The organism is Nocardia sp. NBC_00508, from assembly GCF_036346875.1.
Classification (GTDB): Bacteria; Actinomycetota; Actinomycetes; order Mycobacteriales; family Mycobacteriaceae; genus Nocardia.
The window spans coordinates 5,077,293-5,103,490 of sequence record NZ_CP107852.1; the positions used below are offsets into that span (position 1 = coordinate 5,077,293).

Below are 26,198 nucleotides of genomic sequence, written 5' to 3' on the forward strand. Positions count from 1 at the left end.
CTGGCATGTGAGCGGGCGCCCTGATGTGCCAGGTGAAACAGCCTCGGGGGCAACGACGGTGATCGCGTCGCTATCCGCGGTGGGCGGGCGGCCGGTAATCCGTCGACTCGACGCTCGGTCCGGATCAGCTACATCTGAAAACGGACGAAACCGGATCGGGGATTTGTTGCCAAAATGTCGCTGGGAGAGGGTTACTGGAAAGCGCTGAAGTGTCGCAGGCTACGTCGCCACCGAAGCTTGCAAGCCTGTTCATCTCGCGTCACCGTCGGAGGGCAGTCCTATGCCTACTATTGCTTCGCTCGCACCGACTTCGGGGCCGCAGCCCGGTGGCAATAGCGTGGTGATAACCGGCTCAGGGTTCAGTGGTGTTGGTCCTTTGACGGTGCGTTTCGGCTCGGTCGCGACCACGTTCACCATAGACTCCGATACTCGAATCACGGCCACTGCTCCCGCCGGAACCGGCACGGTGCCGGTTACCGTCACCGCGCTGCTGGGTGGCACGAGCAACGCATTGCCCTACACCTATGTCGCGGTTCCTTTTCTGACCTCGATCAGTCCTGCCCAAGGGCCTGCCGAGACCACGGTTACTGTCAATGGTTCAGGTCTGTCCGGCGCGACCGGGGTGAATTTCGGTAGCACTCCGGCGACGTCGTTCACCGTCGTGTCGGAGACCGAGATCACCGCGGTGGTTCCGCTGGGGACCGGCATAGTTCCGGTGACCGTCACCTCTCCGGTCGGGACGAGCAACGCACTGCCGTACATCTATGTCGTATTTCCCACGCTCACTTCGCTATCACCGACCTCAGGGCCACCGTCCGGGGGCAATCATGTGGTGATCACCGGCACCGGCTTCACTGGTCCCACCACGGTGCGGTTCGGTTCGACCGCGACGACCTTCACCATCGATTCCCCGACGCGGATCACCGCGATCGCTCCGCCCGGGACGGGTACGGTGCAGGTCACCGTCACCACGTCAGCCAGTACCAGTAACGCGCTGGACTACACCTACATCACCACGCCGACACTGATCTCGGTCAGCCCGAACTCCGGCGCGGCGGCAGGCGGCAACACCGTCATCCTCACCGGCACCGGATTCACCGGAGCTACCGCGGTGAATTTCGGTGCGACGGCAGCACTTTCCTTCAGCATCGATTCCGATACCCAGATCACCGCCACAGTGCCGGGCGGCACCGGCACAGCCGACGTCACCGTCACGACCATCGTCGGCACCAGTAATCCCGTCTCCTACACCTACATCCCAGCACCGACACTCACCTCGGTGGTCCCGAGTTCCGGCCCTTCGACGGGCGGCAACCCCGTCATCCTGACCGGCGCCGACCTGACCGGCACGACCACCGTCCTTTTCGGCGCCACCCCGGCGGTCGAGTTCGTGGTGGTGTCGGACACGCAGATCAGCGCCGTGGCGCCTGCGGGCACCGGGGTCGTCGATGTCACCGTTGCCACCGCGGGCGGCTCGAGCGGCCCGGTGACCTACACCTACGTCCCGGCGCCCACGCTCGCCTCGATCCTCCCCGACTCGGGGCCCGAGTCCGGCGGCAACACCGTCACCCTGACCGGCACCAACCTCACCGGTACCACCGCCGTGTATTTCAATGGGACACCGGCGATCTCGTTCACCGTCGTCTCCGACACCCAGATCACCGCCGTGGTGGCCGCAGGGACCGCGGGAGCCGTCGTCGTCACGGACACCACCGCGGGTGGCACCAGCAACGGGGTCCTCTACACCTATGTCGCCGCACCGACACTCGCGTCGGTGGTCCCCGATTCCGGGCCGGTCACCGGCGGTGACACGGTCGTGCTCAGGGGCACCGGATTCACCGGCGTCACCGCTGTCCGCTTCGGCGCCACCCCTGCGACTTCCTTCACGGTGGTCTCCGGCACCGAGATCAGCGCCATCGCCCCCGCAGGCACCGGCACAGTGAACGTCGCCGTCACCGCGACAGGCGGCACCAGCAACCCGGCGACCTACAGCTACGTTTCCGCACCGGTACTCGGCTCAGTGGTGCCGGCCTCCGGTCCGGAAACCGGCGGCAACACGGTCATCCTCACCGGCACCAACCTCACCGGAGCCACTGCCGTCCATTTCGACGCGAATACCGCGATCGCTTTCACCGTCGTCTCCGGCACCCAGATCGCCGCCGAGGTGCCCGCGGGAACGGGCATCGTCGATGTCACCGTCACCACTGCGGGCGGCGTCAGTAACCCCGTGACCTACACCCATGCCCCGGTACCCGGCCTCACCTCGATCGTCCCCGACTCCGGCCCCGAGACCGGCGGTAATACCGTCACCGTCACCGGCACCAATCTTGCCGGTGCTATCGGCGTGCATTTCAATGGGACACCGGCGATCTCATTCACCGCTGTCTCCGACACCCAGATCACCGCCGTTGTCCCCACAGGTACCGGCTTTGTCGACGTCACCGTCACCACCGCCGGCGGTACCAGCAACCCGGTGAACTACACCTACATCCCGGCACCGGTTCTCGTGTCGGTCGTCCCCGGCTCCGGGCCCGAGGCGGGTGGCAACACTGTCATCCTGACCGGTGCAAACCTCACCGGCGCCACCTCCGTGCACTTCGATGGGACACCGGCCACATCCTTTACGGTGGTGTCGGATGCCGAGATCGCCGCGGTCGTGCCTGCCGGGAGCGGCACGGACGCGGTCACCGTTACCACTCCGGGTGGCGTCGGCAATGGTGTTGCCTACGTGTATGTTCCGGTGCCCGCACTCGCCTCGGTGGTTCCCGGCTCCGGACCGGAGACGGGCGGCAACACGGTGATCCTCACCGGCACGAACCTGGCCGGTGCGACGGCTCTCGAATTCGCTGGAACACCAGCGGTGTCGTTCGTCGTGGTCTCCGATTCGCAGATCAGTGCGGTGGTGCCTGCGGGGACCGGGTCGGCGAATGTCACTGTGACCACGGCGGGTGGTGTCAGTGATGGGGTCTACACCTATGTTCCGGCGCCGACTCTCGCTGCGGTGGTGCCGGATTCGGGTCCGGAGACCGGGGGTAACACGGTCACCCTGAGTGGTACGGGATTCACTGGTGCGACTGTCGTGAATTTCGGTCTCACTCCGGCGGTGTCGTTCACGGTGGTGTCGGATACCGAGATATCCGCGGTCGCTCCTGCGCGGACGGGTACAGCGGCGGTGACCGTGACGGCTGTCGGCGGTACGAGTAACGCTGTCCTGTACACGCTTGTTCCCGCTCCGTCCCTGGCCGCACTGATCCCGGATTCGGGTCCGGAGACCGGTGGCAACACTGTCAGCCTTGTTGGCAGCAACTTCACCGGTACCACGGCGGTGGACTTCGATGGGACAGCGGCGATTTCCTTCACGGTGGTCTCCGATGCCGAGATCACCGCGGTCGTGCCTGCCGGGACCGGCATGGTCGCGGTCACTGTGACGACGGCGGGTGGTGCCGGCAATGGTGTGGCCTACGTCTATGTTCCGGCGCCGACACTGACCACGGTGGTTCCGGATTCCGGTCCGGAGACCGGAGGTAACACGGTCACCCTGAGTGGTACGGGATTCACTGGTGCGACTGCGGTGGATTTCGGTGCGAATACGGCGGTGTCATTCGTCGTGGTCTCCGATTCGCAGATCAGTGCGGTGGTGCCTGCGGGCACCGGTACGGCGAATGTCACTGTGACCACGGCGGGTGGTGTCAGTGATCCGGTGGCCTACACCTATGTTCCGGCGCCCACACTGGCCTCGATCGTTCCTGACTCGGGCCCCGAGACCGGTGGCAATACTGTTGTCTTGACCGGTACCGGATTCACCGGTGCGACTGTGGTGAATTTCGGCCCCATCCCGGCGAGTTCGTTCACGGTGGTGTCGGACACCGAGATATCGGCGGTCGCTCCCGCGCGGACCGGCACGGCGGCGGTGACCGTCACCGCTATCGGTGGCACCAGCAATGCTGTCTTCTACACGTTCGTCCCGGCGCCGACGCTGGCCGCGATCGTCCCCGACTCCGGGCCGGAGACCGGCGGCACCACCGTCACCCTGAACGGCACCAACTTCACCGGTGCCACGGCAGTGCATTTCGGCGCGACACCGGCCATATCCTTCACGGTGGTCTCCGACACCGAGATCACCGCGGTCGCCCCCGCGGGCACCGGCGCAGCTACGGTCACGGTCACTACTCCGGGTGGCTCCACCGAGGTCACGGCGGTCGCTCCTGCGGGCGCACGCACAGCCGCGGTCGCTGCCACCCTCCCGGGGCGAGCCAGCAGCGCTGTTTCGTACGTCTACGTCCCGGCGCCCGCACTCGCCTCGGTGGTTCCCGGCTCCGGACCGGAGACCGGAGGTAACACGGTCACCCTCACCGGCGCGAACCTCACCGGTGTGACGGCTCTCGATTTCGATGGGACACCGGCGGTGTCGTTCACCGTCGTGTCGGACACCGAGATCACCGCAGTCGCTCCCGCCGGAACAGGGGCGGTGAATATCACTGTCACGACTGCCGGCGGTATCAGCAACTCGGTGGTCTACGCTTATGTTCCGGCGCCGACTCTCGCTGCGGTGGTTCCGGATTCGGGTCCGGAGGCCGGTGGCAATGCTGTTGTTTTGACCGGTACGGGATTCACCAGTGCGACTGTTGTGAATTTCGGTCTCACTCCGGCGAGCTCGTTCACGGTGTTGTCGGATACCGAGATATCGGCGGTCGCTCCCGCGCGTACCGGCACAGCGGCGGTGACCGTGACCGCTATCGGCGGTACCAGTAACGCCGTCCTGTACACGTTCGTCCCGGCACCGAGCCTCGTTGCGGTGACTCCGGATTCGGGACCGCAGGCTGGCGGCACCACCGTCACCCTGACCGGCACCAATCTCACCGATGCGACGGCGGTGCACTTCGGCGTCATACCGGCTACGTCCTTCACGGTGGTCTCCGACACCGAGATAACCGCGGTCGCCCCCGCCGGGACCGGCACGGTCGCGGTCACTGTCACGACCCCGGGTGGTGTCGGCAACGGTGTTGCCTACGTCTATGTCGCGGCACCCACACTCGCCACGGTGGCTCCCGCCTCGGGGCCGGAGAACGGCGGCAATACGGTCACCCTGAGTGGCACGGACTTCGGCTCCGCGACCGCGGTGGATTTCGGTGCGAGCGCGGCGGTGTCGTTCGCCGTGGTGTCGGACACCGAGATCAGTGCGGTCGTGCCTGCGGGGACGGGCTCGGTGAATACCACCGTGACCACGGCCGGTGGTGTCAGTGATCCGGTGCTCTACGCCTATGTTCCGGCGCCGACTCTCGCTGCGGTGGTTCCGGATTCTGGTCCGGAGACCGGGGGTAACACGGTCATCCTGAGTGGTACGGGATTCACCGGTGCGACTGTTGTGAATTTCGGTCTCACTCCGGCGGTGTCGTTCACGGTGGTGTCGGATACCGAGATTGCTGCGGTCGCTCCCGCGCGGACGGGTACAGCGGCGGTGACGGTGACCGCTATCGGCGGTACTAGTAATGCTGTCCTGTACACGTTCGTCCCGGCGCCGACCCTGGCCGCGATCGTTCCCGACTCAGGGCCGGAGACGGGTGGCACCACCGTCACCCTGACCGGCACCAACCTCACCGGTGCGACGGCGGTGCACTTCGGCGTCATACCGGCTACGTCCTTCACGGTGGTGTCGGATACCGAGCTCAGCGCGGTCACTCCCGCCGGGACCGGCACGGTCGCGGTCACTGTCACGACCCCGGGTGGTGTCGGCAATGGTGTTGCCTACGTCTACGTCCCGGCACCCACACTCACCATGGTGGCCCCGGACTCCGGTCCGGAAACAGGTGGCAACACCGTCACTATCACCGGAGCCAACCTTGCAGGTGCGACCGAGGTCACCTTCGGCGCCACCGCAGCGACATCCTTCACCGTTGTTTCGGATACCGAGATCAGTGCTGTCGCCCCCGCGGGTACCGGCACGGTCGCGGTCAGCGTGACGACCACCGGCGGCAGCAGCAACGGCATCTCCTACAGCTACGTCCTCGTCCCCGCCCTCGATTCGGTCGTCCCGAATTCGGGTCCGTTCACGGGAGGCAACACCGTCTCCCTCATCGGCACCAACCTCACCGGTGTCACTTCGGTTCTTTTCGGTGCGGTCGCGGCAGGCTCATTCACCGTCCTGTCCGATACTCAGATCAGCGTCGCAGTCCCCGCAGGCGCCGGAACAGTGCTGGTCACCGTCGTCTCGCCGACCGGCACCAGTAACGGAGTCCTCTACATTTACGGCGGATCCCCCGCCCTCCTGGCAGTGATCCCCGACCTGGGCCCCGAAGCCGGCGGCAACACGGTCGTACTTCAAGGCGACAACTTCACCGGGGCCCTCGCGGTGGATTTCGGCGTCACCGCGGCGACGTCCTTTACCGTCGACTCCGATGCCCAGATCACGGCCGTCGTCCCCGCCGGGACCGGAACGGTGCCGGTGACGGTGACGAATCAGTTCGGCATCGGCAACAGTGTCACGTACCACTACCTCGGAGTTCCTACCCTCACCTCGGTCGACCCGGACCAGGGCCCAACATCCGGTGGCAACACGATCACGCTGACGGGCACCGCATTCACCGGGGCCAGTGGGGTCGAATTCGGTGGGACAGCGGCGATTTCCTTCACGGTGGTCTCCGACACCGAGATCACCGCGGTCGCCCCGGCAGGCACTGGCACAGCCCAGGTCACCGTCACCACCCCGGGTGGCACCAGCAACGCCGCGACCTATGTCTACGTCGCGGCACCCACACTCGCCACGGTGGCTCCCGCCTCGGGGCCGGAGAACGGCGGCAATACGGTCACCCTGAGTGGCACGGACTTCGGCTCCGCGACCGCGGTGGATTTCGGTGCGAGCGCGGCGGTGTCGTTCGCCGTGGTGTCGGACACCGAGATCAGTGCGGTCGTGCCTGCGGGGACGGGCTCGGTGAATGTCACGGTCACGACTGCGGGTGGTGTCAGCAATGGTGTCCTCTACGCCTATGTCCCAGCACCTACACTCGCCTCGATCGTGCCTGACTCGGGTCCCGAGACCGGTGGCAATACTGTTGTCTTGACCGGTACCGGATTCACTGGTGCGACTGTTGTGAATTTCGGTCTCACTCCGGCGGTGTCGTTCACGGTGGTGTCGGATACCGAGATATCCGCGGTCGCTCCCGCGCGGACCGCTGCGGCGGCGGTGACCGTGGCGACTATCGGCGGCACCAGTAATGCTGTCCTGTACACGTTTGTCCCGGCATCGAGCCTCGTTGCGGTGGCTCCGGATTCGGGACCGCAGGTTGGCGGCAACACCGTCATCCTGACGGGTACGGGATTCACCGGTGCGACAGCCGTGCGTTTCGGCGTCATACCGGCTACGTCCTTCACGGTGGTGTCGGATACCGAGCTCAGTGCGGTCGCCCCTGCTGGGAGTGGCACGGCCGCGGTCACTGTCACGACCCCGGGTGGCGCCAGTAATGGTGTCTTCTACGTCTACGTCCCGGCACCCACACTCACCACGGTGGTTCCGGATTCCGGGCCGGAGACCGGAGGTAACGCGGTAACCCTGAGTGGTACGGGGTTCACTGGCGCGACCGCGGTGGATTTCGGTGCGAGCGCGGCGGTGTCGTTCGCCGTGGTGTCGGACGCTGAGATCAGTGCGGTCGTGCCTGCGGGGACGGGTTTGGAGAATGTCACTGTCACGACCGCGGGTGGTGTCAGCAACGCGGTGGTCTACACCTATGTTCCGGCGCCGACTCTCGCTGCGGTGGTTCCGGATTCGGGTCCGGAGGCCAGTGGCAATGCTGTTGTTTTGACCGGTACGGGATTCACTGGTGCGACTGTCGTGAATTTCGGTCTCACTCCGGCGGTGTCGTTCACGGTGGTGTCGGATACCGAGATATCCGCGGTCGCTCCCGCGCGGACGGGCGCGGCAGCGGTGACCGTGACGGCTATCGGCGGTACGAGTAACGCTGTCGTCTACACGTTCGTTCCGGCACCGACTCTCGCCGCGGTGATCCCGGATTCGGGTCCGGAGACCGGTGGCAACACGGTCACTCTTGCCGGTGTCGATCTCGCCGGGGCGAGCGCGGTTGATTTCGATGGGACAGCGGCGATTTCCTTCACGGTGGTCTCCGATACCGAGATCACCGCGGTCGTGCCTGCCGGGGCCGGCACGGTCGCGGTGACCGTGACGACCCCGGGTGGTGCCAGCAATGGTGTCTCCTACGTCTACGTCCCGGCACCGGCCCTCACATCGGTGGTTCCCGATTCCGGTCCGGAGACGGGTGGCAATACCGTTACTATCACCGGCACTGGCCTTTCGGATACGACTGCCCTCCACTTCGATGGGACACCGGCGGTGTCGTTCGCTGTGGTGTCGGACAGCGAGATCAGTGCGGTCGTGCCTGCGGGGACGGGCTCGGTGAATGTCACAGTCACCACGGCCGGAGGCACCAGCAACTCGGTGGCCTACACCTATGTTCCGGCGCCCACACTGGCCTCGATCGTTCCTGACTCGGGTCCCGAGACCGGTGGCAATACTGTTGTTTTGACCGGTACGGGATTCACCGGTTCGACTGTCGTGAATTTTGGTCCCATCCCGGCGAGCTCGTTCACGGTGGTGTCGGATACCGAGATATCCGCCGTCGCTCCCGCGCGGACGGGCACAGCGGCGGTGACCGTGACGGCTATCGGCGGTACTAGTAACGCTGTCCTGTACACCTTCGTCCCGGCGCCGACTCTCGCCTCCATCAACCCGGACTCTGGTCCGGAGGCCGGTGGCACCCCAGTGACCCTGACCGGCACCAACTTCACCGGTGCGACGGCGGTGCACTTCGGCGTCATACCGGCTACGTCCTTCACGGTGGTGTCGGATACCGAGCTCGGTGCGGTCGCCCCTGCTGGGAGCGGCACGGTCGCGGTCACAGTGACGACCCAGGGTGGTGCCAGTAATGGTGTTGCCTACGTCTACGTCCCGGCGCCGGCACTTGCCTCGGTGGTGCCCGATTCGGGCCCGGAGGCGGGCGGTAATACGGTCACCCTGACCGGTGCCGACCTCACCAGCGCGACTGCGGTGGATTTCGACGGGACACCCGCGGTCTCGTTCGCCGTGGTCTCCGATTCGCAGATCACTGCGGTGGCTCCTGCCGGAACGGGCTCGGCGAATGTCACCGTCACCACCACCGGGGGCACGAGCATCGGCGCCTCCTACACCTATGTTCCGGCGCCGACTCTCGCTGCAGTGATCCCGGATTCGGGTCCGGAGACCGGTGGCAATGCTGTTGTCTTGACCGGTACAGGATTCACTGGTGCGACTGTTGTGAGTTTCGGTCTCACTACGGCGGTGTCGTTTACCGTGGTGTCGGATACCGAGATATCGGCGGTCGCTCCCGCGCGGACGGGCGCGGCGGCGGTGACCGTGACGGCTATCGGCGGTACTAGTAACGCTGTCCTGTACACGTTCGTCCGGGCACCGAGCCTCGTTGCGGTGGCTCCGGATTCGGGACCGCAGGCTGGCGGCACCACCGTCACCCTGACCGGCACCAACCTCACCGGTGCGACAGCCGTGCGATTCGGTGGGACAGCGGCGATTTCCTTCACGGTGGTCTCCGACACCGAGATCACCGCGGTCGCCCCCGCCGGGACCGGCACGGTCGCGGTCACTGTCACGACCCCGGGTGGTGTCGGCAATGGTGTCGCCTACGCCTACGTCCCAGCACCGACTCTCGCGTCGGTGGCGCCAACTTCCGGTCCCGAGACGGGCGGCAACACGGTGACCCTGACCGGCACCAACCTCACCAACTCGACCGCGGTGCATTTCGGTGCGGTGTCCTCGGCGTTCACGGTTGTCTCCGACAGCGAGATCAGCGTCACCGCCCCTCCGGGAGCCGGGGCCGTCGGCGTCACCGTCACCACCGCGGGTGGCACGAGCGCCCCGGTCGTCTATGCCTACGTCCCGGCACCGACACTCGCGTCGGTGGTCCCGGATTCAGGTCCGACCACAGGTGGCAACACCGTCATCCTCACGGGCACCGGATTCACCAGTGCGACCTCGGTGAACGTCGGTGCGAACACAGCGGTTTCCTTCGCCGTCGTCTCGGATTCCCAGATCAGTGCCGTGATTCCCGCCGAGGTCGCCGGGACGGTCACCGTCAAAGTCACCGCAACGGGCGGCACCAGCAACGGCGTCCTCTACACCTACATCCCGGCGCCGACACTGACCGCGGTGGTCCCGAACTCGGGACCCGTAACCGGCGGCACCAGCGTCGTGCTCGACGGCACGGGATTCACGGGTGCGAGCTCCGTCCGCTTCGGCGCGACTCCGGCGATCTCCTATACCGTCGTTTCCGACACCCAGATCAGTGCCGTGGTGCCCGCGGGAACGGCGGGGGCGGTCGCGGTCACGGTTACCACCGTGGGCGGCGTCAGCAACGGTGTGGTCTACACCTACGTTGCCGCACCCACTCTCACGTCGGTTGTTCCGGGTTCGGGTCCGGTTGCGGGTGGCAACACCGTCACCCTCAGTGGCGCCAAGCTCACCGGAACCACCGTCGTGCGCTTCGGTGCGAATACTGCTGTTTCTTTCACTGTGGTTTCGGATTCCCAGATCAATGCGGTGGTGCCCGCGGGGACGGCGGGGCCGGTCGCGGTCACGGCTACTACTGCGGGTGGCACCAGCAATGGTGTGGTCTACACCTACGTTGCCGCACCCACTCTCACGTCGGTGTCCCCGAGCTCCGGTCCGGCCGCGGGAGGCAACACCGTCACCCTCAGTGGCGCCAAGCTCACCGGAACCACGGCCGTGCGCTTCGGTGCGAATACTGCTGTTTCTTTCACTGTGGTTTCGGATTCCCAGATCAGTGCGGTGGTCCCGGCCGGGACGGCGGGGCCGGTCGCGGTCACGGTTACCACCGTGGGCGGCGCCAGCAATGGTGTGGTCTACACCTACGTTGCCGCGCCGACTCTCGCGTCGGTGGCCCCGAGCTCGGGTCCCCTTGCGGGCGGGAACACCGTCACTCTCATCGGCACGGGCTTCACGGGTGCCAGTGCCGTGAGCTTCGGTGCGACTCCGGCGACTTCCTTTACGGTGATCTCCGGAACCCAGATCTCCGCTGTCGTCCCGGCCCGGGCGGCCGGATCGGCCGCGGTCACCGTCACCACGGTGGGCGGCACCAGCAACGGTGTCCTCTATACGTACGTCCCCGTGCCCACACTCACCTCGGTCGTCTCGAATTCGGGTCCGGCTGCGGGAGGCAACACCGTCACGCTTACCGGCACGGGCTTCACGGGTGCCAGTGCCGTGAACTTCGGCACCACTCCGGCGACCTCCTTCACGGTGATCTCCGGAACCCAGATCTCCGCTGTCGTCCCGGCCCGGGCCGCCGGATCGGCCGCGGTCACCGTCACCACGGTGGGCGGCACCAGCAACGGCGTCCTCTACACCCATCTTGCCCCGCCGACGCTCACCCAGCTCAGCCCGAACAATGGGTCCGTCTCCGGCGGCAACACGATCACCCTCACCGGCACGAACTTCACCGGCGCGACTGCTGTGCGCTTCGGTACGAAGGCGGCGACATCGTTCACCATCACCTCCAGCACCCGGATCAGGGCCACAGTGCCTTCCGGGACGGGCGTCGTCGCCGTCACGGTCACCGGCCCGGGCGGCACCAGCAACGGCCTCTCGTACACCTACCACACTTGACCCGGCGACCTCGGCATGGCTGCCGGTCGGTCGTATTCCGCACGGCGGCATTGTATTTCGCCGAACAGATATCGGTTCATGGTCGGCAGCGGTTCAGGGCATCCGGAGCCGGGCTATGGCGGCGTGGTTGGCGTCGGGGTCGAGTGTTATCGCCGCCGCCCAGGCGTGTGCGGCGACAACACGTCGATCGAACAACTCGATCCAGGATTCGGTGTTTGTGCGTGTGTCGCCGACCCAGGTGGGAGTCGGGCCGAGTTCGGGCAGGTGGGCGTAGGTGAGAGACGTATAGGTGAATCCGCGGGCGTCGAAAATCGTTGCGGCACAGACCTCGTCGGCGGCCGGTCGTTCGTGCAGTCTGCCGGTCATCGCTGCCTGGATTGCGTCCTGGGGAACGCCGCCGGGACCGGTGAACATCTCGCCGATCGTCCGGTAGGCGAGTCCGAATCCCCAGAGGCGGCCGGGAAATCTCCGGATCAGCCATTCGGCCGCATCCAAGATGGGAGAGCGTTCGGCGTCCGGGTCGACGACGATCGCGGTGTGGGCAGCTTCTTGGGTGGTGGGGTGGTCGGCGCAGGCGAACCCCCAGAAATGAATGGTGTCGGCATCCGGGGCGGCAGTGTCGGCGCTCCGTTCCGCCATCATGGTGGCGAGTATCGCGTCGACCGTGGCGCTCGGCGGGTATCGGATGGTGGATGCCGTTGGTGGCTTCCGGTGCGCTTTCGGCGTGTGCCGCAGCCTCTTTCGTCGTTTGGGCATTTCGCCTCCTCGATCAATCCGGGTGGGGTCAGGACAATTCGCCCGGCGTGTGCGACGGGCGGCGCGGAACGGGAAGTTTGTGGTTGAGGGCTACGCCTCGCTGTGCTGCGCGCGCATTCATCCCGTTGCGTACGGCGGCTGGGGCGGGATGGGTAGGTCGGTGGTGCGTGCGCCGTTGGCGGGCAGCACCACGTGCCAGTAGTGCTTGCGGACGGCGTCCCACAGCCGGAAGTGGCGCGGGAACCATTCCCGTACTTGTGCCAGATCCGGTAGTGCGCGCTCGTCGAACGCGATCAGCCCGCACTGCCCCAGCGGAATCGGGACCGTCCCGCCGTCGTTGCGCAGCCGGTAGGCCGGTGTGGCGTCGCGCTCGTCGCGCAGGAACAGGATCTCGATGCGATGGCCCACCAACCGCCATCCGGCGTGGGCATCGCCGACAGTGGTTCGATGCAATCGCCTGTCACCCCTGCAACGGTTCCGGTGAGGTCGTCGGCTCCGACAACCCGTCCAGCACCTCCCGCAGCGTTCCCGCCGCCGGTCTCGGGTCGGCAACATCGGACGCGTCGCGGGGCGGAAGCGGTATGCTCCGTGCGGCGACGCGTGCCCACGTGACCGGCGGGCACACCGTTTCCAGGTCGAAGTCCTCACACACCAGCGCGGGCCGGTCATCGACATGCGCCAGGTCGAAGACCACGATCGCCGCCACATCCAACCCGGCCGCGATACCCAGCGCGAAGCCGACCGGATCGGCACTATCGCGCGGGGGCCGGACGGTGTACACGTACTCATAGCCCATCAGGCGGGCATGCCGAGCCACGGCGACCGCGTGCCGGGGCGCATCCAACCCCGACACCTCACCCCGCACGAACCCCACCACCTTCGGCCGGGCCCGGTTGCCAGACGTAGTCCGTTCTGCCACTCGGGAATTCGTCATGCTGTCGAGTTTTCTTCCGTGTTGCTCGGGCATGCGCATATGCTGCGGGGCGTACTCACGAAGCGAGGCTCGAAACAGCCGGTGCGCGGCAATCGGCGTGTATGCCCTGGGAGCTTCCTGAGTTCGGCGCACGATGACTCTCGCCGTGGGAAATCACCGGCCACACCATGGGAAGCAGGGGAGGAACAGCGGAATGGTGGGTACCAAGCCAGACCTCAGCAGGACGACGCTGCCGCATCGGCAGCTGGGCCGAGCACTGCGCGACGCGCGCCAGGCCAACGGCTACACCCTCGAGCAGGTAGCCGAAGTCCTGGAGATCAGCCGGTCCACGCTCAGCCGACTCGAACTCGGCCAGAACGAGAAGGTCAAGGTTCGGGATGTCGACTACATCTGCCGGTTCTACGGCCTACCGGAGGACCGAATCGAGTATCTGAAACTGCTTGTGACACAATCTGCCTCGAGGGTCTGGTGGGAAGACTTCCAGAACCTGATCCGACCGGGATTCAACACGTATCTCCAATTGGAAGCTGCGGCAACCGAACTACACTTCTTCCAATCACTCGTCATACCGGGGCTATTGCAGACCCCCGACTACGCCCGCAGTGTGGGAGCGTCTGCGTCGATGGGCAGCTCGGAAGACGCTGATCGGCTCGTGGAACGGAGAATACAACGATCAGCAATCCTTACCCGAAGGCACAAGCCGATACGAGCCGAGTTCCTGTTGCATGAGTCGGCGTTGCGTACCGTGGTCTGTTCCGGTCGAATCATGTCTTCGCAATGTCGTCATCTCGCCGACATGGGCACGCGGGATAACGTCTCGATCCGAGTAGTTCCGTTTATTGCTGGTTTCCCCGGAGGGCTGGCGATACCGCCGTACATCATCATCGATTTTCCGAATGACGAGCCGTCCGTCGTCTACACCGAAGGCGCAATAGGGACAATCATTTTCGAGGAGAGCGACGACGTAAACCGCTTTCGGGACATTCACGAATCCATCAGTGGTGCTGCACTGGAAGAACAACCATCGAGAGACCTGCTCAGGAACATGGCAAGGAGATACGAACAATGATCATCGACCTATCCGGAGCGAAGTGGTTCAAGTCTGTCCGCAGTGGCGAGGCCGATGCGTGTGTCGAAGTCGCATGGCTAGACGCTGGTCACGTCGGTGTTCGTGATTCGAAGAACCCGACCGGCCCGGCGCTGGTCTTCACGCCCGGCGCGTGGGATGCCTTCGCCGCTGATCTGAAGGAGAACGAATTCGCCCGGCCTGCCTGACCGGTTAGACGCGTCATGAGCAGGGCGGGCCCGATGCCGCGGTCCCATGGGCTGGGGCCCGTCGTCTGCTACTGTGGGCGCAACCTGCGTTGTCACGGGTCGAGAGGGTGGGGATGGGCCGTCGAATCACATTGGTGCTGCTCACTTCCCTAGTGGCCTCAGGGGCCGTTGCGTGTGGAGACACCACTAGCGGCACGCCGACCATAAGCACCACAGCTGCGAAAGCCCTGTTCGACCCGTGCACCGGGATTCCTGACGACGCGTTGCGGGCGGCGGGGGTCAATCCGGCAACCGAGGAGCCTGGTATCGCCGGAGTGCACCAGTCCGGCTGGGAGATCTGTGGCTGGAAGGGATCTAAGTATTTCATTACGGTGTATTCAACCGGTCGCACGGTCTCGGAGGTCGAGAGCAAGCCGGGCAATGTCGAGTTCAAGGACGTCGCGGTCGCGGGCCGTGAAGGTCGGCAGTTCAGAGTCGAGGGCGCAGCGAAGTATCTGGAGTGCGATGTCGTGTTCCCCGCCTCCCAAGGCGTATTGCAGTTGGGCGTAACGAACCGGGCTGGCCAGGACGATCTCGAAGACCCGTGCACAGTCCTACACCGCGCTGGCGAGTCGATTGTGCCTGTGCTTCCGCGTTGATCAGGGGAGGATCGTGTGAACGAGGACAACGCATCGTTGTGGAGTCGGCTCGCCAGCCAGGCTCGGGCCGGAGAACTGTACCTGGACGACGAGAACGCCGCATATCACTGCGCGAAGGCATGTGACCAGCGCATCGCCGATCTGGAAGAAATACTCACCGATGCTCGCAGAACTCAGCGCGTCTCCGGTTTCGGCGATTTCGAGATGGCCCGCGACCTGGAAATGAAGTTCCTGAAACAGGCCACCGGCGAAGATAATTCGATCGACAAGGTCATCCTTGAACACATCGAGACAGTGAAGAACATGCGCGAGGTCATGGCGATCTCCTTCAAGCGCATCACCGGCCAAGACATCGAGAACGCGACCCAGATGACGAATACCACCGAAGAGCCAGGCTGATGAGTAGTCGTGCTAGTTGGCCCGATCGTGGGGCTGTCGTTGCGCGGGTGTGGTCACGCGGCTCACAGCGACCGCGAGCATGAACATGCCGCCCGTCAGCAGCATGCCAGTGCTGGTGGTGCCGAACCAGCTCAGGAGGTAGCCCCCGAGTAGCGTACCGATGGCTGCCAATCCGTCGGTGACCAGCAAGAGCATGCCGACCGCCTGGCCTAGAGTCTCCTCGGGAATCACCTTCACACGGAATGTGGTCAGGAGGACGGCGACAATGGTGTCGACCACGCCGATGAGCCCGGATGGGATGCAGCGGTTGCTCCGGCCGACTTGTCCGCCGGGCATCGAGTGCTCGATCATGATCGTAAGCAATCGATTTCGACGATGCCCGATGTGGACCGAGTATGACCGCTGCACAACCTGGGGATATGAGCCTCGAAACGTTCTTGCGCTCATACCCCGCCTATCACGGGACGCGACACCTCGATCGCGTCCGCGCCGACGACTTCCCTCGACTCGATGAGCAGGGCCTGATCTATCTGGACTACACGGGAAGTGGCCTCCCCAGCCGATCACAGCTTCGCGCGTATCAGCGCGTCATCGGCGACGACATCTGGGGAAATCCGCATTCCGCGAGCGTCCCGTCCCGTCGATCCACCGAGGCGATCCGGCACGCTCGCCAGGCGACACTGCGATTCGTGAACGCCGATCCCGACGAGTACTCGGTGATCTTCACAGCGAATGCCACGGGCGCTCTTCGGCTCGTCGGCGAGTCGTTTCCGTTCCAGCCGGGAGCCCGGCTGGCGCTGCTGCGCGACAATCACAACTCCGTGCTCGGCATCCGCGAATACGCCCGCGCACGTGGAGCGACAACGGAAACAATCGCTCTGCGGCCAGATCTCCGCACCGATCTCTCCGCCGTGGTAGACGCGTTGGACCGCGCCGAGACAGCGCCGTCCTTGTTCGCGTATCCAGCACAAAGCAACTTCTCCGGTGTGCAACATCCGCTCGAATGGATACACGAAGCCCACTCCCGCGGCTGGCGGGTACTCCTCGACGCTGCCGCGTACGCGGCGATATCCGATGTGGATCTCAGCAGGTACAAGCCCGACTTCGTACCGCTGTCCTACTACAAGATCTTCGGCTGGCCGACCGGGCTGGGATGTCTGATCGCCAGGAACGACGCGCTCGCGCAGCTGCGACGTCCCTGGTTCTCCGGCGGCACCGTCGTCGCCTCGAGTGCGCTGGGCGGCTGGCACGCCAGCGCAGGCCCTCCCGATAATTTCGAGGACGGGACACCCGACTTCCTGGGCGCACTCGGTGTGTCGATCGGCTTGGACTACGTGCGACAGACTCTCGATCGCGATTCGGTCAGAGCACGAGTACGGTGTCTGACGGAATTCCTGCTAGTTGAGATGTCGAAGCTCCGCCATTCGAATGGCGCGCCCGTCTGCGCGCTGTACGGCCCCACCGACACCCGAGGAAGAGGCCCGACGATCGCGTTCAACCTGCTCGATATGGACGGCAACATCGTCGATGAGCGGGTGGCCGAAGACCGCGCAGTAGAGTGTGGGATCGCGTTGCGCGCAGGCTGTTTCTGCAACCCGGGCGTCGGCGAGACGATATTCGAACTCGAGCCCGCAGATCTGATTCGAGTCGGCACGATGTCGGCTGGGCTACATACGATCGAGGACTACCGAGCGGCCATCGGTTTACCCACCGGCGGTGCATTGCGAGTCTCACTCGGCCCGGTCAGCAACTTCGACGACATCCTCGGATTCCATCGCTATCTCCGGTCGTGGTGTGACCACCGTACTGCCGACGAGCAGCTCAGGACGTTTCCGGATCGAGACCGATGCTGACGCTTCCGGTGGAGGGACACCCGTTACTTGCTCGGCTCCGCCGCGCAGGCGAGGTCCTGGGCGGGGCGCTGCCCAGTGGTCAGGAATGCCGTTGTCGTGTCGATCGCGCACTTGTTGCGGCTGAAGGGAATGACCACGTGCCCGCCCTGGTCGACCACGATCATCGTGGCCCGCCCGCCGAATGCCCGCCGCATGTCCTCGGCGCCGACCAGCGGCGTCCCCGGATCGCGCTGGTACTGCACGATGAGCACGTTCGACGGACCCTGGTCACCGATCTGTACCGGCGGCTCGATCGGCTCGGTCGGCCAGAACGCGCACGGTCCGATATTGGCCGTTGCCCCGCCGAGCAGCGGGTACCGCACTCGGTCGACTTCAGCATTCCGCTGATACTCCTGGACCGTTTCCGGCCAGCTCCGATCATCGCAGATCACCGCAAGACGAGCGGACATGGCGTTTTCCAGGCCCGCAATCGCCGGGATGGGTGGTAGCGGCTGGTCGGTGTCGAGCGCTTGCATGAACTCGGCCAGCAGGGGCAACGACGAATCGTCGTAGAGAAGTTGGAGCATGGTGTCGCGGAACGCCGTCGCGCCGATGCCCTGGACCGGTTCGGCCTCCAACCGCGCCGCCAGGTCGAAGTACTTCGCCCTGACTTGCTCGCTCGTGGTGCCCAATCCGTACTCGGGATGCGCGGCCGCGAACGCCGCGAAGTCCGGGAACCGGTCCTGCGTTCCACGACCGAACCCCCGCATGAACGTGACGTCGTAACCGGCGGCGGGCAGGCTGCTGTCGAGCACCACCCGATCGGTGCGCTCCGGGAACATCGTCGTGTACACCGCACCGAGGTAGGTGCCGTAAGACGGAGCGAGATAGGAGACCTTCTCCTGGCCCAGCGCCGCGCGGATCCGGTCCATATCGCGCGCGGTGTTCGCGGTGGTGGTGTGCGGCAGCATCCATGCCGTCGGCGAGTTGGCGCACTGTTCGGCGACGGTCCGCGCGAACACGGCCTCCCGCTCGACATCGGCCGCGGTGTGCGCGTACGCCGGGATAATGCCGCGTTTCTGCTGCTCCGGGGTAAAGTTGCAGGTCACCGGCGTGCTGTGGCCGACACCGCGCGGGTCGAAGCTGATCACGTCGTAGGAGTCCAGCAGCTGTGGCGGCAGCCCCGAGGCGGCGAGAACGGCCCCGAAGCCGAGTGCCGCGATGCCGGGGCCGCCCGCGTTGGTCATCAGCACGCCGCGGCGCTTCGCGGGATTCTTGCTCTCCAGCTTGGAAATCATGATCTCGATGTGCTGTCCGTCCGGATTCCGGTAGTCCAGTGGGACTTCGACCGTGGCGCACTGCAGTACGGGTCCGGCGACATCCTCCGGGCACCGCCCCCACTTCACGGTGGACGGCTGCGCCGCCACCGATGCGAACGGAATCGCGGTCGCCGCGACCGCGGTGGCGGCGAGCAGGCGTAACAAGGTTTTGCGCATACAACGTTCTCCCGACTGAAGGGCGCTCGGATGCGGTTGCTCTCGAGTATCTGGACAAGTCTGCGCATTCGTTGTGGCCGCCACATCGGCCACGGGGTTCGAACCGTCCTCGACCAAAGTCGAGGCGGTGATACGACCCTGGTCGAGGATCCGGTAGACCCGGGACCGATGCACTGTCCCGCACGGCTTCGCGATAATGGCCACGATGAACACTGACGTCGCGCCACGGCTCGGAGGGTGGCAGCAGACCTGGCGGTCGGCGGCTGCGGCGGCGCTGGGCATAGCCGTCTGGGTCAATGCCGGTGTGCTGCTGCCGCCGGGGCACGCGGCCGAACCGGATTCCTGGTTTGTCACCGGTGATCCGCTGATTGCTGTGGGCTGCTTGATTGCGCTGCTGTGGCGGCGCCGGTTTCCGCTTGCGGTCGCCCTGACCGTCACGATCGCGTCGACGGCGTCGATACTCGCCACCGGCGCCGCGCTGCTGGCGCTGTGCTCGATTTCCACTCGTCGACGTCCGGTGGAGATCGGGGTCGTCGTGCTGGCCTATGTGACCGCGTCGCAATTCGCGCTCGGGCTCTACCCGGTCGAGAGCAGCCCCACCGCGAGGTCGCTCCAATTCGCGCTTCCGGCACTGAGCGCGGGCGTCGCGGTGGCCGTGGGCATGGCAATCGGAGCACGACGCGTCGAAGTGCGGTCCTTGCGGGACCGGGCGGAAAGCGCGGAGCGGGAACAGGCCGCGCGGGCGGCGCAGGCCCGCGCCCTGGAACGAAATCGGATCGCTCGCGAGATGCACGATGTGCTCGCGCACCGAATCTCCCTCGTCGCAATGCAAGCTGGAGTGCTGGACCACCGCGGTGACCTCCCGGCTGAGGACAGTCGCGTGCTGATCCGCGGCATCGCCGATGGCTCCCGGCAGGCGCTGGAGGAACTACGAGACGTCCTCGGCGTGCTCCGTGCCGACCCGAATCCGCCGGAGCCACCGCAACCCTCGCTCGACCGAATCCCCGAACTGGTGGCCGAGGCCCGCACATCGGGACTGGACGTCACACTCGCCACCACCGTGACGGGAACCCCGTCCGACGCGGTCGGACGAACGTGCTACCGGATCGTCCAAGAGGGGCTGACCAATGTCGCCAAGCACGCCCCGGGCGCACGGGTAGACATCCTGCTCAGCGGAACAGCCGGCGACGAACTGCACATCAGCGTCCGAAATTCCCCGGCTACCAGCGCAATACCCGCTCGAACACCGACGTCCGGGTTCGGCCTGCTCGGACTCACCGAACGAATCGGCATCGTCGGCGGAAAGCTCGACCACCATCCGACACCCGACAACGGATATATCCTCACCGCACAACTACCCTGGCCGAACCATAATCGCCACAGGGGAATGTGAGTGGATAGCGAGAGGGAGCCGATACATGTTCTTATCGTCGACGACGATCAGCTGGTGCGGATGGCGCTGCGGCTCATCATCGACGGCGAACCGGACCTGACCGTCGTCGCAGAGGCGGCCACCGGGGACGCCGCGATCGGAATCGTGGACGAGCAACGGCCGGACGTCGTGCTGATGGATGTGCGGATGCCCGGCCGTGACGGTCTCAGCGCGACCCGGGAAATTCTCAGCCGACCGGCGCCGCCGCGGGTGCTCATGCTGACCACGTTCGACTCCGACGATCTGGTGCTCGGCGCGCTGCACGCCGGAGCACTCGGGTTCATCCTCAAGGACACTTCGCCGGCGCGGATCGTAGACGCGGGCCGACAGTGGCCGATGGCAACCCCATACTGTCTCCGGAAGCCACGGCACGAGTGATCGCCGCCGCTACCGGACCACAGTCCCGCGCCGCTCGCCGCTCGTCCCGCGATGCCGCGCGAAGACAGCTGTCGACACTGACCGAACGGGAACTCGAAACTGCTCGGGCCATCGCCGACGGGCTGGGAAACCCGGAGATCGCCGAGCGGCTGCGCATCAGCATCGCAACCGTCAAGGCGCACACCGGCAACCTGTTCACCAAGCTGGCGGTCGAGAACCGAGTGCAGATCGCACTCTTGGTCCGCGACGCAGAGGATTGACCAGCCTGGTTGACCCGAGCCCTACTCGGGCGCGTACAACTCCGGCTCGCACAGAGCCTTCGCTCCGGTGCGCGGCTACCCCACACCGGCGAGGGCCGCAAGCGCCACCTCGGTGACCGCCTGCACGGTCTGATCGGCGGTGCCTGGATGCCGACCTCATCGACACGATGCATGTCGCCGTCGCGCCGCTCGAACTCGGCCGTGGCGAACGGTTGTGGGCAAGCCCCGACGAACTCGTCGACCGCTTTCATCTGGAGCGGATCCCGAGTTCGATCGGGGTAGCGCATCACTTGTTCTGGCGACGGTGACTGGAGGAAACGGGCCGACGTCAAGAGGCGAATGTGCAGGAAGCCGTCCGTGTCGGTGTGGATCTGCTTACCGTCGGCAGTGGTGTAGTCGCAGACTAGAGTGACCAGCCGCTAGCTGCCCGGGATCGGCAGCACGTCGAAACTGATCACGACCCGCGGTTGTTCGTTGTGCTCGGCGAGCGTGACCGCGCCGCCGGGCGGAATCAGTGATGCGCCGCCACCGCCTGCGCCGGGTGGGGTGTCCGGGTCGCCGCGACCGTCGTCGCTCTGCCCGCCGACTCCGCCCCCGCCGCCCCCGCGCCAACCAGCGCCGCCCCCACCGCCGCCACCGATCCCGCTGCCGGTGCCCGCCACCCCGCCGCCGCCGGAGCCTCCGTATCCGGGGCCACCGTCGCCGCCCGCATGCGAATCGGGACCGAACACGTCCTCGCCGCCGCCCGGTGCCAGCGGAGTATTCGGACCGCCCGCCGCGCCACCGCGGGCACCGGCACCTGGCATATCCGCGTCACCACCCGGGGACAGCCGCCCGTCCCAGGTCGCCGCGCCGCCGCCGCCACCAGCGGCAGTGCCGAGTTCGACGGTGCTGGGGACGGTGGCGGGCGGGAGGGCGACACCGAGGTCCAGCCGCACCGACGACGCGCCACCTCCATTGCCGCCCTGAACATTCGGGTAGGCGGCCGGATCCGCGCCAGGATACGGGCGTGTGCGCCCACCACGGCTGCCGCCCGCGGGCTCGGCAACCCGGATGATCAGTCGCGCACCGGGCGGGACCCAGACATCGCCCGCGACGCGGGCGGCGCGTCCGCCGGGCGCGATGGTGTGGCAGCAGCTGTCCTGGCCCGATGCGCCGACGGCATCGATGCGCACATTGGCGACAGATCTCGGCAGCGGCAGAAATGTACCGCTGCCGAAGCCGACCGGCAGCGGCCGGTTGGCGGTGTAGGTGCAGGTGACGTGATTCCCCTGCATGGTGCATTCCGGCGGCAACGGTGCCGCCGATGCCGGACCGGCGCCAGCCACTGCCGAGCCCACCGCAAGGACGCCAGCCATAGTTGTCGTGATAGCAACAGAACGCATATCCATCGACTTCCTCCCCGGCCCGGGTCGCGTCCACTCTTCAGGACGATCAGCCCGGATCAACGATCAACGCGGTTGCCGAGACGCTAGCTTACGCGGCCCATACACATACTCGATCGCTATTCTCGTATCAGAGAAGGAATTCGACCTGGGTTGCGGAACATCAACGGCGCCTACGTGATCCGGCTTGCACCGGCAGCTTCTCGCTCACGAAAGCGAGCAACGGAAAGGTCGTGATGCCGGTGACCGCTGCGGTGTCGGGGTGCTCGGTCAGATGACGCGCGATGACATCGCCCCAATCCGGCGCGACCAGGGTGTCCGCGTCGGTTCTTCCGATGAAATCGCCTCGGGCCCTGTCGAATCCGGTGCTGCGTGCGCGGGCGACACCACGCTGCGGCTCCTCGATGAGGACGACCTTTGGCTGATTGATCGCGTATTCGGCGACGATTCGGCGGGTGTCATCGGTACTGCCGTTGTCGACCACGATGATCTCGTCGATCGCGTCCTGTGCGGCAAGGCGGTCCAGGGTGCGGACGATGCTCGCCGCTTCGTTCAACGCGGGGATCACGACGGATAAGGCTGGCGGCGCGGGGGAATTGCTCATCGGCGTAAAGCTCCAGGTGTGCCGGGAAGACATCAGAGCAACATGCCGATTATGCGGTCTGCTAGGTGGTGACGCCGCGTGGCTGCTGTCTGGTGTCGGTGCGAATCGAAATTACGCAGCCGTCGTCGCTGACGGGAGTCCGAAATATACAGGCTTGACTTGGGAATAGCCTTGTGCATTGTGCAAAACTGGTGATTGTCACAAGCTTTCTGCGTCCATTCGAGTTATCCGCCATGGCCACTCGGCCGGGCGTGGGGCGATGCCGGTGAGACCCTCATGGTCGTCTGCTACTGTTGGCGCAACTTGAGTCGTTACGGGTCGAGAGGGTGGGGATGGGCCGTCGAATCACGTTGATGCTGCTCGGCTTAGTGAAGAGTCTGCGCGAGGTCATGGCGATCTCCCTCGAGCGGATCACGGGCCAGGATGTCGAGAACGCTGCCCCGATCGCGAACGCCACTGAGCAGGTGCGCTGATGGGCCACCCATTCAGTAGCCTGCAGGTCTTCAACTCCGATCTGGGTTCGACGGTGCTCCGCAACGTCACCAATTGGATTTCCGGTGAAGAGTTGCGGCCCGATGTCGATCCATCCGCTGTGCAGGACAGATACAACCGACAGCGCGACAGCGTGCGCAGTCAGGCCGCTGGCCTCGGCTTCCAAGGCGAGTTCCGGCCCAGGGAAGTGCTCGATGCGGACGAGTTCGAAAAGCACGACGTAGCCACCTTGCGCCAGAAGGTCGATCAAATAGGTTTGGCCGCAGTCAATGACCTGATTGCCAGCTGGAACAACATCGCTGACCGCAACAACGCTTCTCTTACCGACTTCACGAACGAAATGGCGCGCGGAACCGACGAGAGCGTCTGGCGGGGCGCGGCCCGTGACGCGGCGGCGATCGCGGTCCGCGACTACACCGCCCAGGGTGCGCAGGTCACGAATGCGGCCCGTCTGACCAGCGGCAAGCTGGCCGAATTGCGGACCGGGCTGGAGCCCACCGTGCAGTTGGTCCCGCACGCGCCGGAACATCGCAGCGGCGTGGACAACGCCCGGTCCTGGGTGGCGGGGCGTGGCTGGCGCAATGACGATGTCGCCGAGCACAATGCGAAGGCCGAGGCGTTGCGCGTGCTGCGCACCGTCTACGCGCCGGTCGTGATGGAGTCCGATACCAATGTGCCGGTGATCCCCCGTCCGGTGCCTGTCACGGACCCCGGCGGCCCCAACCCTAGCGGTCCCAACCCCGGTATCACGAACACCGGCAATGGAAACCCTTCGGGCACACCATCTCCCGGTTCCAATCCTCCCGGCACCAACCCCGCCGACAATCCGGCCACTCCCTCGAGCACCCAGTCCACCGACGATTCCGCCGGGACACCGCAGTCGACCAGCACCGATCCGACGTCCACGACACCGGCTTCGACCACACCCGCCTCGACCACTACGCCCGGCACACCCGGCAGCCCGAATGTCAGCACGCCCGGCAGCCCCGGAAATCCGGGAAGTCCCACCGGTCCCGGGTCGCCGGGAGTCTCGGTGCCGCCCCAGGGGCGTCCGACTCCGGGCACCACGAACACTCCCGGAGCGAACCCGGCCGCCCGATCGGGAAGCCCGTCCGGCCGCCCCGGCATGGGTGGCATGCCGGGCGGGATGGCGCCCGGTGCGCGCGGCGGCAAGTCGGATGACGAATCCAGCAAGGGCATTCCGGACTACCTGATCACTCAGGAACACGGCAACGAGCTCACCGGGCTGGACGACCTGCCCAGGACGGTGCCGCCTGTCATCGGTGACAACCAAACGCCGTAAGGACCTTTCCCATGCCTGAAGTGCGGAGCTGGCGGTTCACCGCGCTCGAATTCCGGACGCTGTGGGATTCCACCGGCCGGGACGTGCTGCCCTATCCATTGCGGCATCAGTACACGACAGAGTTCCGGTCGGAGAGTCTCCGGTTGCGGCAGGCGGCTGCGCGGACGTTGCGCCAGAGTATCGACGACGATCTGCTGCGCACGGTAGAAGTGCTGCTGGCGCCGGAGGCGAGGGTGGAACTGGCTGGGTTCGCCGGCGCACGCCGCGACCGCAAGCTGCGTGCGCACGCCGGGGTGCACTACCAGCACGGCGCGGTCGCGGTGCAGGAGCCCGGTCCCGATCACGAAACCGGCGGTGACGTGGTGTTGACGTTGCTGCCCGCCGGCGAGGTCGCGCGGGCGGTGGTCGGCGCGCTCCCCAGCTGCGCCCCGGGGCGAGGCAAGCAACTACAGGTCTCGGCCGAGGAACTGGGGCGGCCACGACCGCCGGTCCGCGACGCTTGGCGCCCGACGCCACGAGAGGAGTTCGAGCGGTTCTTCACCCGCGCGATGACCTTGATCGGCCACGTCGGCGTCTACGCCATGGGCAGCGTCGACAATCGACACATCCATGGCCGCAAGGACTTCCAGGTCAATGACGTCGAAAATGACGGCCGCTACGTCACTTTCGGTACCGACACGGTGACAATCAAACCCACCACCAATGAACGCATCGCCGCCACCTTGCAACAGATGATCAGCCGGACCATCACAGAAGTCCGCGACGGCGTCCACCTACCTTATTGACCGGCGCCACGTTCCAGGAATTGGGCGCGTTCGGTCGCTACCGCGTCGCAGGCTCGGCTTGAAGTCTGCAGTAACGGCGCATGTGAGCAGTGCGAATCTGACTGTTCCGCTGAACCTGAAAGTCCGCTGCGGTTCTACTCGGCGAACTTGCACAACTGCATCGCCCGGCTCCGCAACGCGCCAAGACTGACTTTGTCGCCGCCGGAACCGGTAGCGCGCAAGGGCTCGACGCTCGGCAAACCCGCCCTTTCAGCCTGGTCGTTGAGCGCATAGGCATGGCCGTCCGGTGCAATGAACAGGACCTGCTCTCCCGAGCGGCATTCGATAGTGCCGTGGTCGATGGTGAACGGCCACAGGTAGCCGAGGTTCTCACTGGCCACTACCTGGCTGCTCGAGGTCGGATCCGGCAGGGGCACTGGGCTCGTGTGTGCGGGATTTTTCGGTCCGGAACCGCCCCCACACGCGGTGACCACGATGGCACCCGCTGCTGCCGCCGCGGCAAACAGGAAGCCTCGAAGCTGCATGATCTCTCCTCCAAACAGAGCG

The 26,198-nt window shown here is 65.8% G+C and carries 19 protein-coding genes and 1 pseudogene; 12 read left to right on the top strand and 8 right to left on the bottom strand.

The genetic code is table 11. The features are described 5' to 3' along the window. Positions 1–280: 280 nt before the first annotated feature. Positions 281–11,683, top strand: coding sequence for an IPT/TIG domain-containing protein (locus OHA40_RS22605; protein WP_330228880.1), 11,403 nt, complete (start codon positions 281–283; stop codon positions 11,681–11,683). Between the two features lie 93 nt (positions 11,684–11,776). Here the strand turns inward: OHA40_RS22605 and OHA40_RS22610 are convergent, their stop codons facing one another. From OHA40_RS22610 to OHA40_RS22620, 3 genes are all read right to left on the bottom strand, one after another. Then, positions 11,777–12,439, bottom strand: coding sequence for a hypothetical protein (locus OHA40_RS22610; RefSeq protein WP_330228881.1), 663 nt, complete (start codon positions 12,437–12,439; stop codon positions 11,777–11,779). A gap of 117 nt (positions 12,440–12,556) precedes the next feature. Further along, positions 12,557–12,892: a hypothetical protein gene (locus tag OHA40_RS22615; RefSeq protein ID WP_330228882.1), complete on the bottom strand. Its 336-nt coding sequence runs from the start codon at positions 12,890–12,892 to the stop codon at positions 12,557–12,559. A 7-nt stretch (positions 12,893–12,899) separates the two neighbouring features. After that, positions 12,900–13,373 (bottom strand): hypothetical protein, encoded by a 474-nt coding sequence (locus OHA40_RS22620; RefSeq protein WP_330228883.1) that lies wholly within the window; start codon positions 13,371–13,373, stop codon positions 12,900–12,902. A gap of 193 nt (positions 13,374–13,566) precedes the next feature. On the opposite strand from OHA40_RS22620, the gene OHA40_RS22625 reads away from it, so the two are divergent. From OHA40_RS22625 to OHA40_RS22640, 4 genes are all read left to right on the top strand, one after another. Next, on the top strand, positions 13,567–14,442 hold the full coding sequence (locus OHA40_RS22625; RefSeq protein ID WP_330228884.1) for a helix-turn-helix domain-containing protein: 876 nt from the start codon (positions 13,567–13,569) through the stop codon (positions 14,440–14,442). Beyond that, a complete protein-coding gene (locus OHA40_RS22630) occupies positions 14,439–14,648 on the top strand; it encodes a DUF397 domain-containing protein (protein WP_330228885.1) in 210 nt (69 codons plus the stop codon). Before OHA40_RS22625 ends, OHA40_RS22630 begins: the two co-directional genes overlap by 4 nt. A 134-nt stretch (positions 14,649–14,782) precedes the next feature. Continuing rightward, positions 14,783–15,286 carry a DUF3558 domain-containing protein gene (locus OHA40_RS22635; protein ID WP_330228886.1) on the top strand — a complete coding sequence of 168 codons (504 nt, stop codon included), beginning with the start codon at positions 14,783–14,785 and terminating at the stop codon, positions 15,284–15,286. Between the two features lie 15 nt (positions 15,287–15,301). Next, positions 15,302–15,685 (top strand): hypothetical protein, encoded by a 384-nt coding sequence (locus OHA40_RS22640; protein WP_330228887.1) that lies wholly within the window; start codon positions 15,302–15,304, stop codon positions 15,683–15,685. A 12-nt stretch (positions 15,686–15,697) separates the two neighbouring features. Here OHA40_RS22640 and OHA40_RS22645 read toward each other — a convergent pair whose 3' ends face one another. Further along, a complete protein-coding gene (locus tag OHA40_RS22645; protein ID WP_330228888.1) occupies positions 15,698–16,036 on the bottom strand; it encodes a hypothetical protein in 339 nt (112 codons plus the stop codon). A 68-nt stretch (positions 16,037–16,104) separates the two neighbouring features. On the opposite strand from OHA40_RS22645, the gene OHA40_RS22650 reads away from it, so the two are divergent. Beyond that, on the top strand, positions 16,105–17,538 hold the full coding sequence (locus OHA40_RS22650; RefSeq protein ID WP_330228889.1) for an aminotransferase class V-fold PLP-dependent enzyme: 1,434 nt from the start codon (positions 16,105–16,107) through the stop codon (positions 17,536–17,538). Positions 17,539–17,561: 23 nt separating this feature from the next. On the opposite strand, the gene OHA40_RS22655 is transcribed toward OHA40_RS22650, so the two are convergent. After that, positions 17,562–19,013 carry an alpha/beta hydrolase gene (locus tag OHA40_RS22655; protein WP_330228890.1) on the bottom strand — a complete coding sequence of 484 codons (1,452 nt, stop codon included), beginning with the start codon at positions 19,011–19,013 and terminating at the stop codon, positions 17,562–17,564. A 205-nt stretch (positions 19,014–19,218) separates the two neighbouring features. On the opposite strand from OHA40_RS22655, the gene OHA40_RS22660 reads away from it, so the two are divergent. The 4 genes and pseudogenes from OHA40_RS22660 to OHA40_RS22675 all read left to right on the top strand — a co-directional run. Further along, positions 19,219–20,406 carry a sensor histidine kinase gene (locus tag OHA40_RS22660; RefSeq protein ID WP_330228891.1) on the top strand — a complete coding sequence of 396 codons (1,188 nt, stop codon included), beginning with the start codon at positions 19,219–19,221 and terminating at the stop codon, positions 20,404–20,406. After that, positions 20,407–20,823 carry a response regulator gene (locus tag OHA40_RS22665; RefSeq protein WP_330228892.1) on the top strand — a complete coding sequence of 139 codons (417 nt, stop codon included), beginning with the start codon at positions 20,407–20,409 and terminating at the stop codon, positions 20,821–20,823. Continuing rightward, a complete protein-coding gene (locus OHA40_RS22670) occupies positions 20,820–21,083 on the top strand; it encodes a response regulator transcription factor (protein WP_330228893.1) in 264 nt (87 codons plus the stop codon). The genes OHA40_RS22665 and OHA40_RS22670 overlap by 4 nt, the downstream gene beginning before the upstream one ends. 134 nt (positions 21,084–21,217) lie before the next feature. Beyond that, positions 21,218–21,391 (top strand): annotated as a pseudogene (locus OHA40_RS22675) (dihydrofolate reductase family protein); the annotation flags it as partial. A gap of 111 nt (positions 21,392–21,502) precedes the next feature. Here the strand turns inward: OHA40_RS22675 and OHA40_RS22680 are convergent. After that, positions 21,503–22,441 (bottom strand): hypothetical protein, encoded by a 939-nt coding sequence (locus tag OHA40_RS22680; RefSeq protein WP_330228894.1) that lies wholly within the window; start codon positions 22,439–22,441, stop codon positions 21,503–21,505. Between the two features lie 190 nt (positions 22,442–22,631). Then, positions 22,632–23,072 carry a glycosyltransferase family 2 protein gene (locus tag OHA40_RS22685; protein ID WP_330228895.1) on the bottom strand — a complete coding sequence of 147 codons (441 nt, stop codon included), beginning with the start codon at positions 23,070–23,072 and terminating at the stop codon, positions 22,632–22,634. Positions 23,073–23,544: 472 nt separating this feature from the next. Here OHA40_RS22685 and OHA40_RS22690 point away from each other — a divergent pair, with 472 nt between their 5' ends. Next, positions 23,545–24,867, top strand: a complete 1,323-nt coding sequence (locus OHA40_RS22690; protein WP_330228896.1) for a hypothetical protein — start codon at positions 23,545–23,547, stop codon at positions 24,865–24,867. Positions 24,868–24,878: 11 nt separating this feature from the next. Beyond that, positions 24,879–25,652: an ESX secretion-associated protein EspG gene (locus OHA40_RS22695; RefSeq protein WP_330228897.1), complete on the top strand. Its 774-nt coding sequence runs from the start codon at positions 24,879–24,881 to the stop codon at positions 25,650–25,652. A gap of 134 nt (positions 25,653–25,786) precedes the next feature. On the opposite strand, the gene OHA40_RS22700 is transcribed toward OHA40_RS22695, so the two are convergent. Next, positions 25,787–26,176 carry a DUF2511 domain-containing protein gene (locus OHA40_RS22700; protein ID WP_330228898.1) on the bottom strand — a complete coding sequence of 130 codons (390 nt, stop codon included), beginning with the start codon at positions 26,174–26,176 and terminating at the stop codon, positions 25,787–25,789. Between the last annotated feature and the right edge of the window lie 22 nt (positions 26,177–26,198).

Bases quoted from the DNA above. Each gene is read 5' to 3' on its own strand.
- OHA40_RS22620 (WP_330228883.1), bottom strand. From the start codon at position 13,373: ATGACGAATTCCCGAGTGGCAGAACGGACTACGTCTGGCAACCGGGCC.
- OHA40_RS22630 (WP_330228885.1), top strand. From the start codon at position 14,439: ATGATCATCGACCTATCCGGAGCGAAGTGGTTCAAGTCTGTCCGCAGT.
- OHA40_RS22660 (WP_330228891.1), top strand. From the start codon at position 19,219: ATGAACACTGACGTCGCGCCACGGCTCGGAGGGTGGCAGCAGACCTGG.
- OHA40_RS22690 (WP_330228896.1), top strand. From the start codon at position 23,545: ATGGGCCACCCATTCAGTAGCCTGCAGGTCTTCAACTCCGATCTGGGT.
- OHA40_RS22685 (WP_330228895.1), bottom strand. From the start codon at position 23,072: ATGAGCAATTCCCCCGCGCCGCCAGCCTTATCCGTCGTGATCCCCGCG.
- OHA40_RS22605 (WP_330228880.1), top strand. From the start codon at position 281: ATGCCTACTATTGCTTCGCTCGCACCGACTTCGGGGCCGCAGCCCGGT.
- OHA40_RS22695 (WP_330228897.1), top strand. From the start codon at position 24,879: ATGCCTGAAGTGCGGAGCTGGCGGTTCACCGCGCTCGAATTCCGGACG.
- OHA40_RS22610 (WP_330228881.1), bottom strand. From the start codon at position 12,439: ATGCCCAAACGACGAAAGAGGCTGCGGCACACGCCGAAAGCGCACCGG.
- OHA40_RS22700 (WP_330228898.1), bottom strand. From the start codon at position 26,176: ATGCAGCTTCGAGGCTTCCTGTTTGCCGCGGCGGCAGCAGCGGGTGCC.
- OHA40_RS22680 (WP_330228894.1), bottom strand. From the start codon at position 22,441: ATGGCTGGCGTCCTTGCGGTGGGCTCGGCAGTGGCTGGCGCCGGTCCG.
- OHA40_RS22625 (WP_330228884.1), top strand. From the start codon at position 13,567: ATGGTGGGTACCAAGCCAGACCTCAGCAGGACGACGCTGCCGCATCGG.
- OHA40_RS22650 (WP_330228889.1), top strand. From the start codon at position 16,105: ATGAGCCTCGAAACGTTCTTGCGCTCATACCCCGCCTATCACGGGACG.
- OHA40_RS22645 (WP_330228888.1), bottom strand. From the start codon at position 16,036: ATGATCGAGCACTCGATGCCCGGCGGACAAGTCGGCCGGAGCAACCGC.
- OHA40_RS22655 (WP_330228890.1), bottom strand. From the start codon at position 19,013: ATGCGCAAAACCTTGTTACGCCTGCTCGCCGCCACCGCGGTCGCGGCG.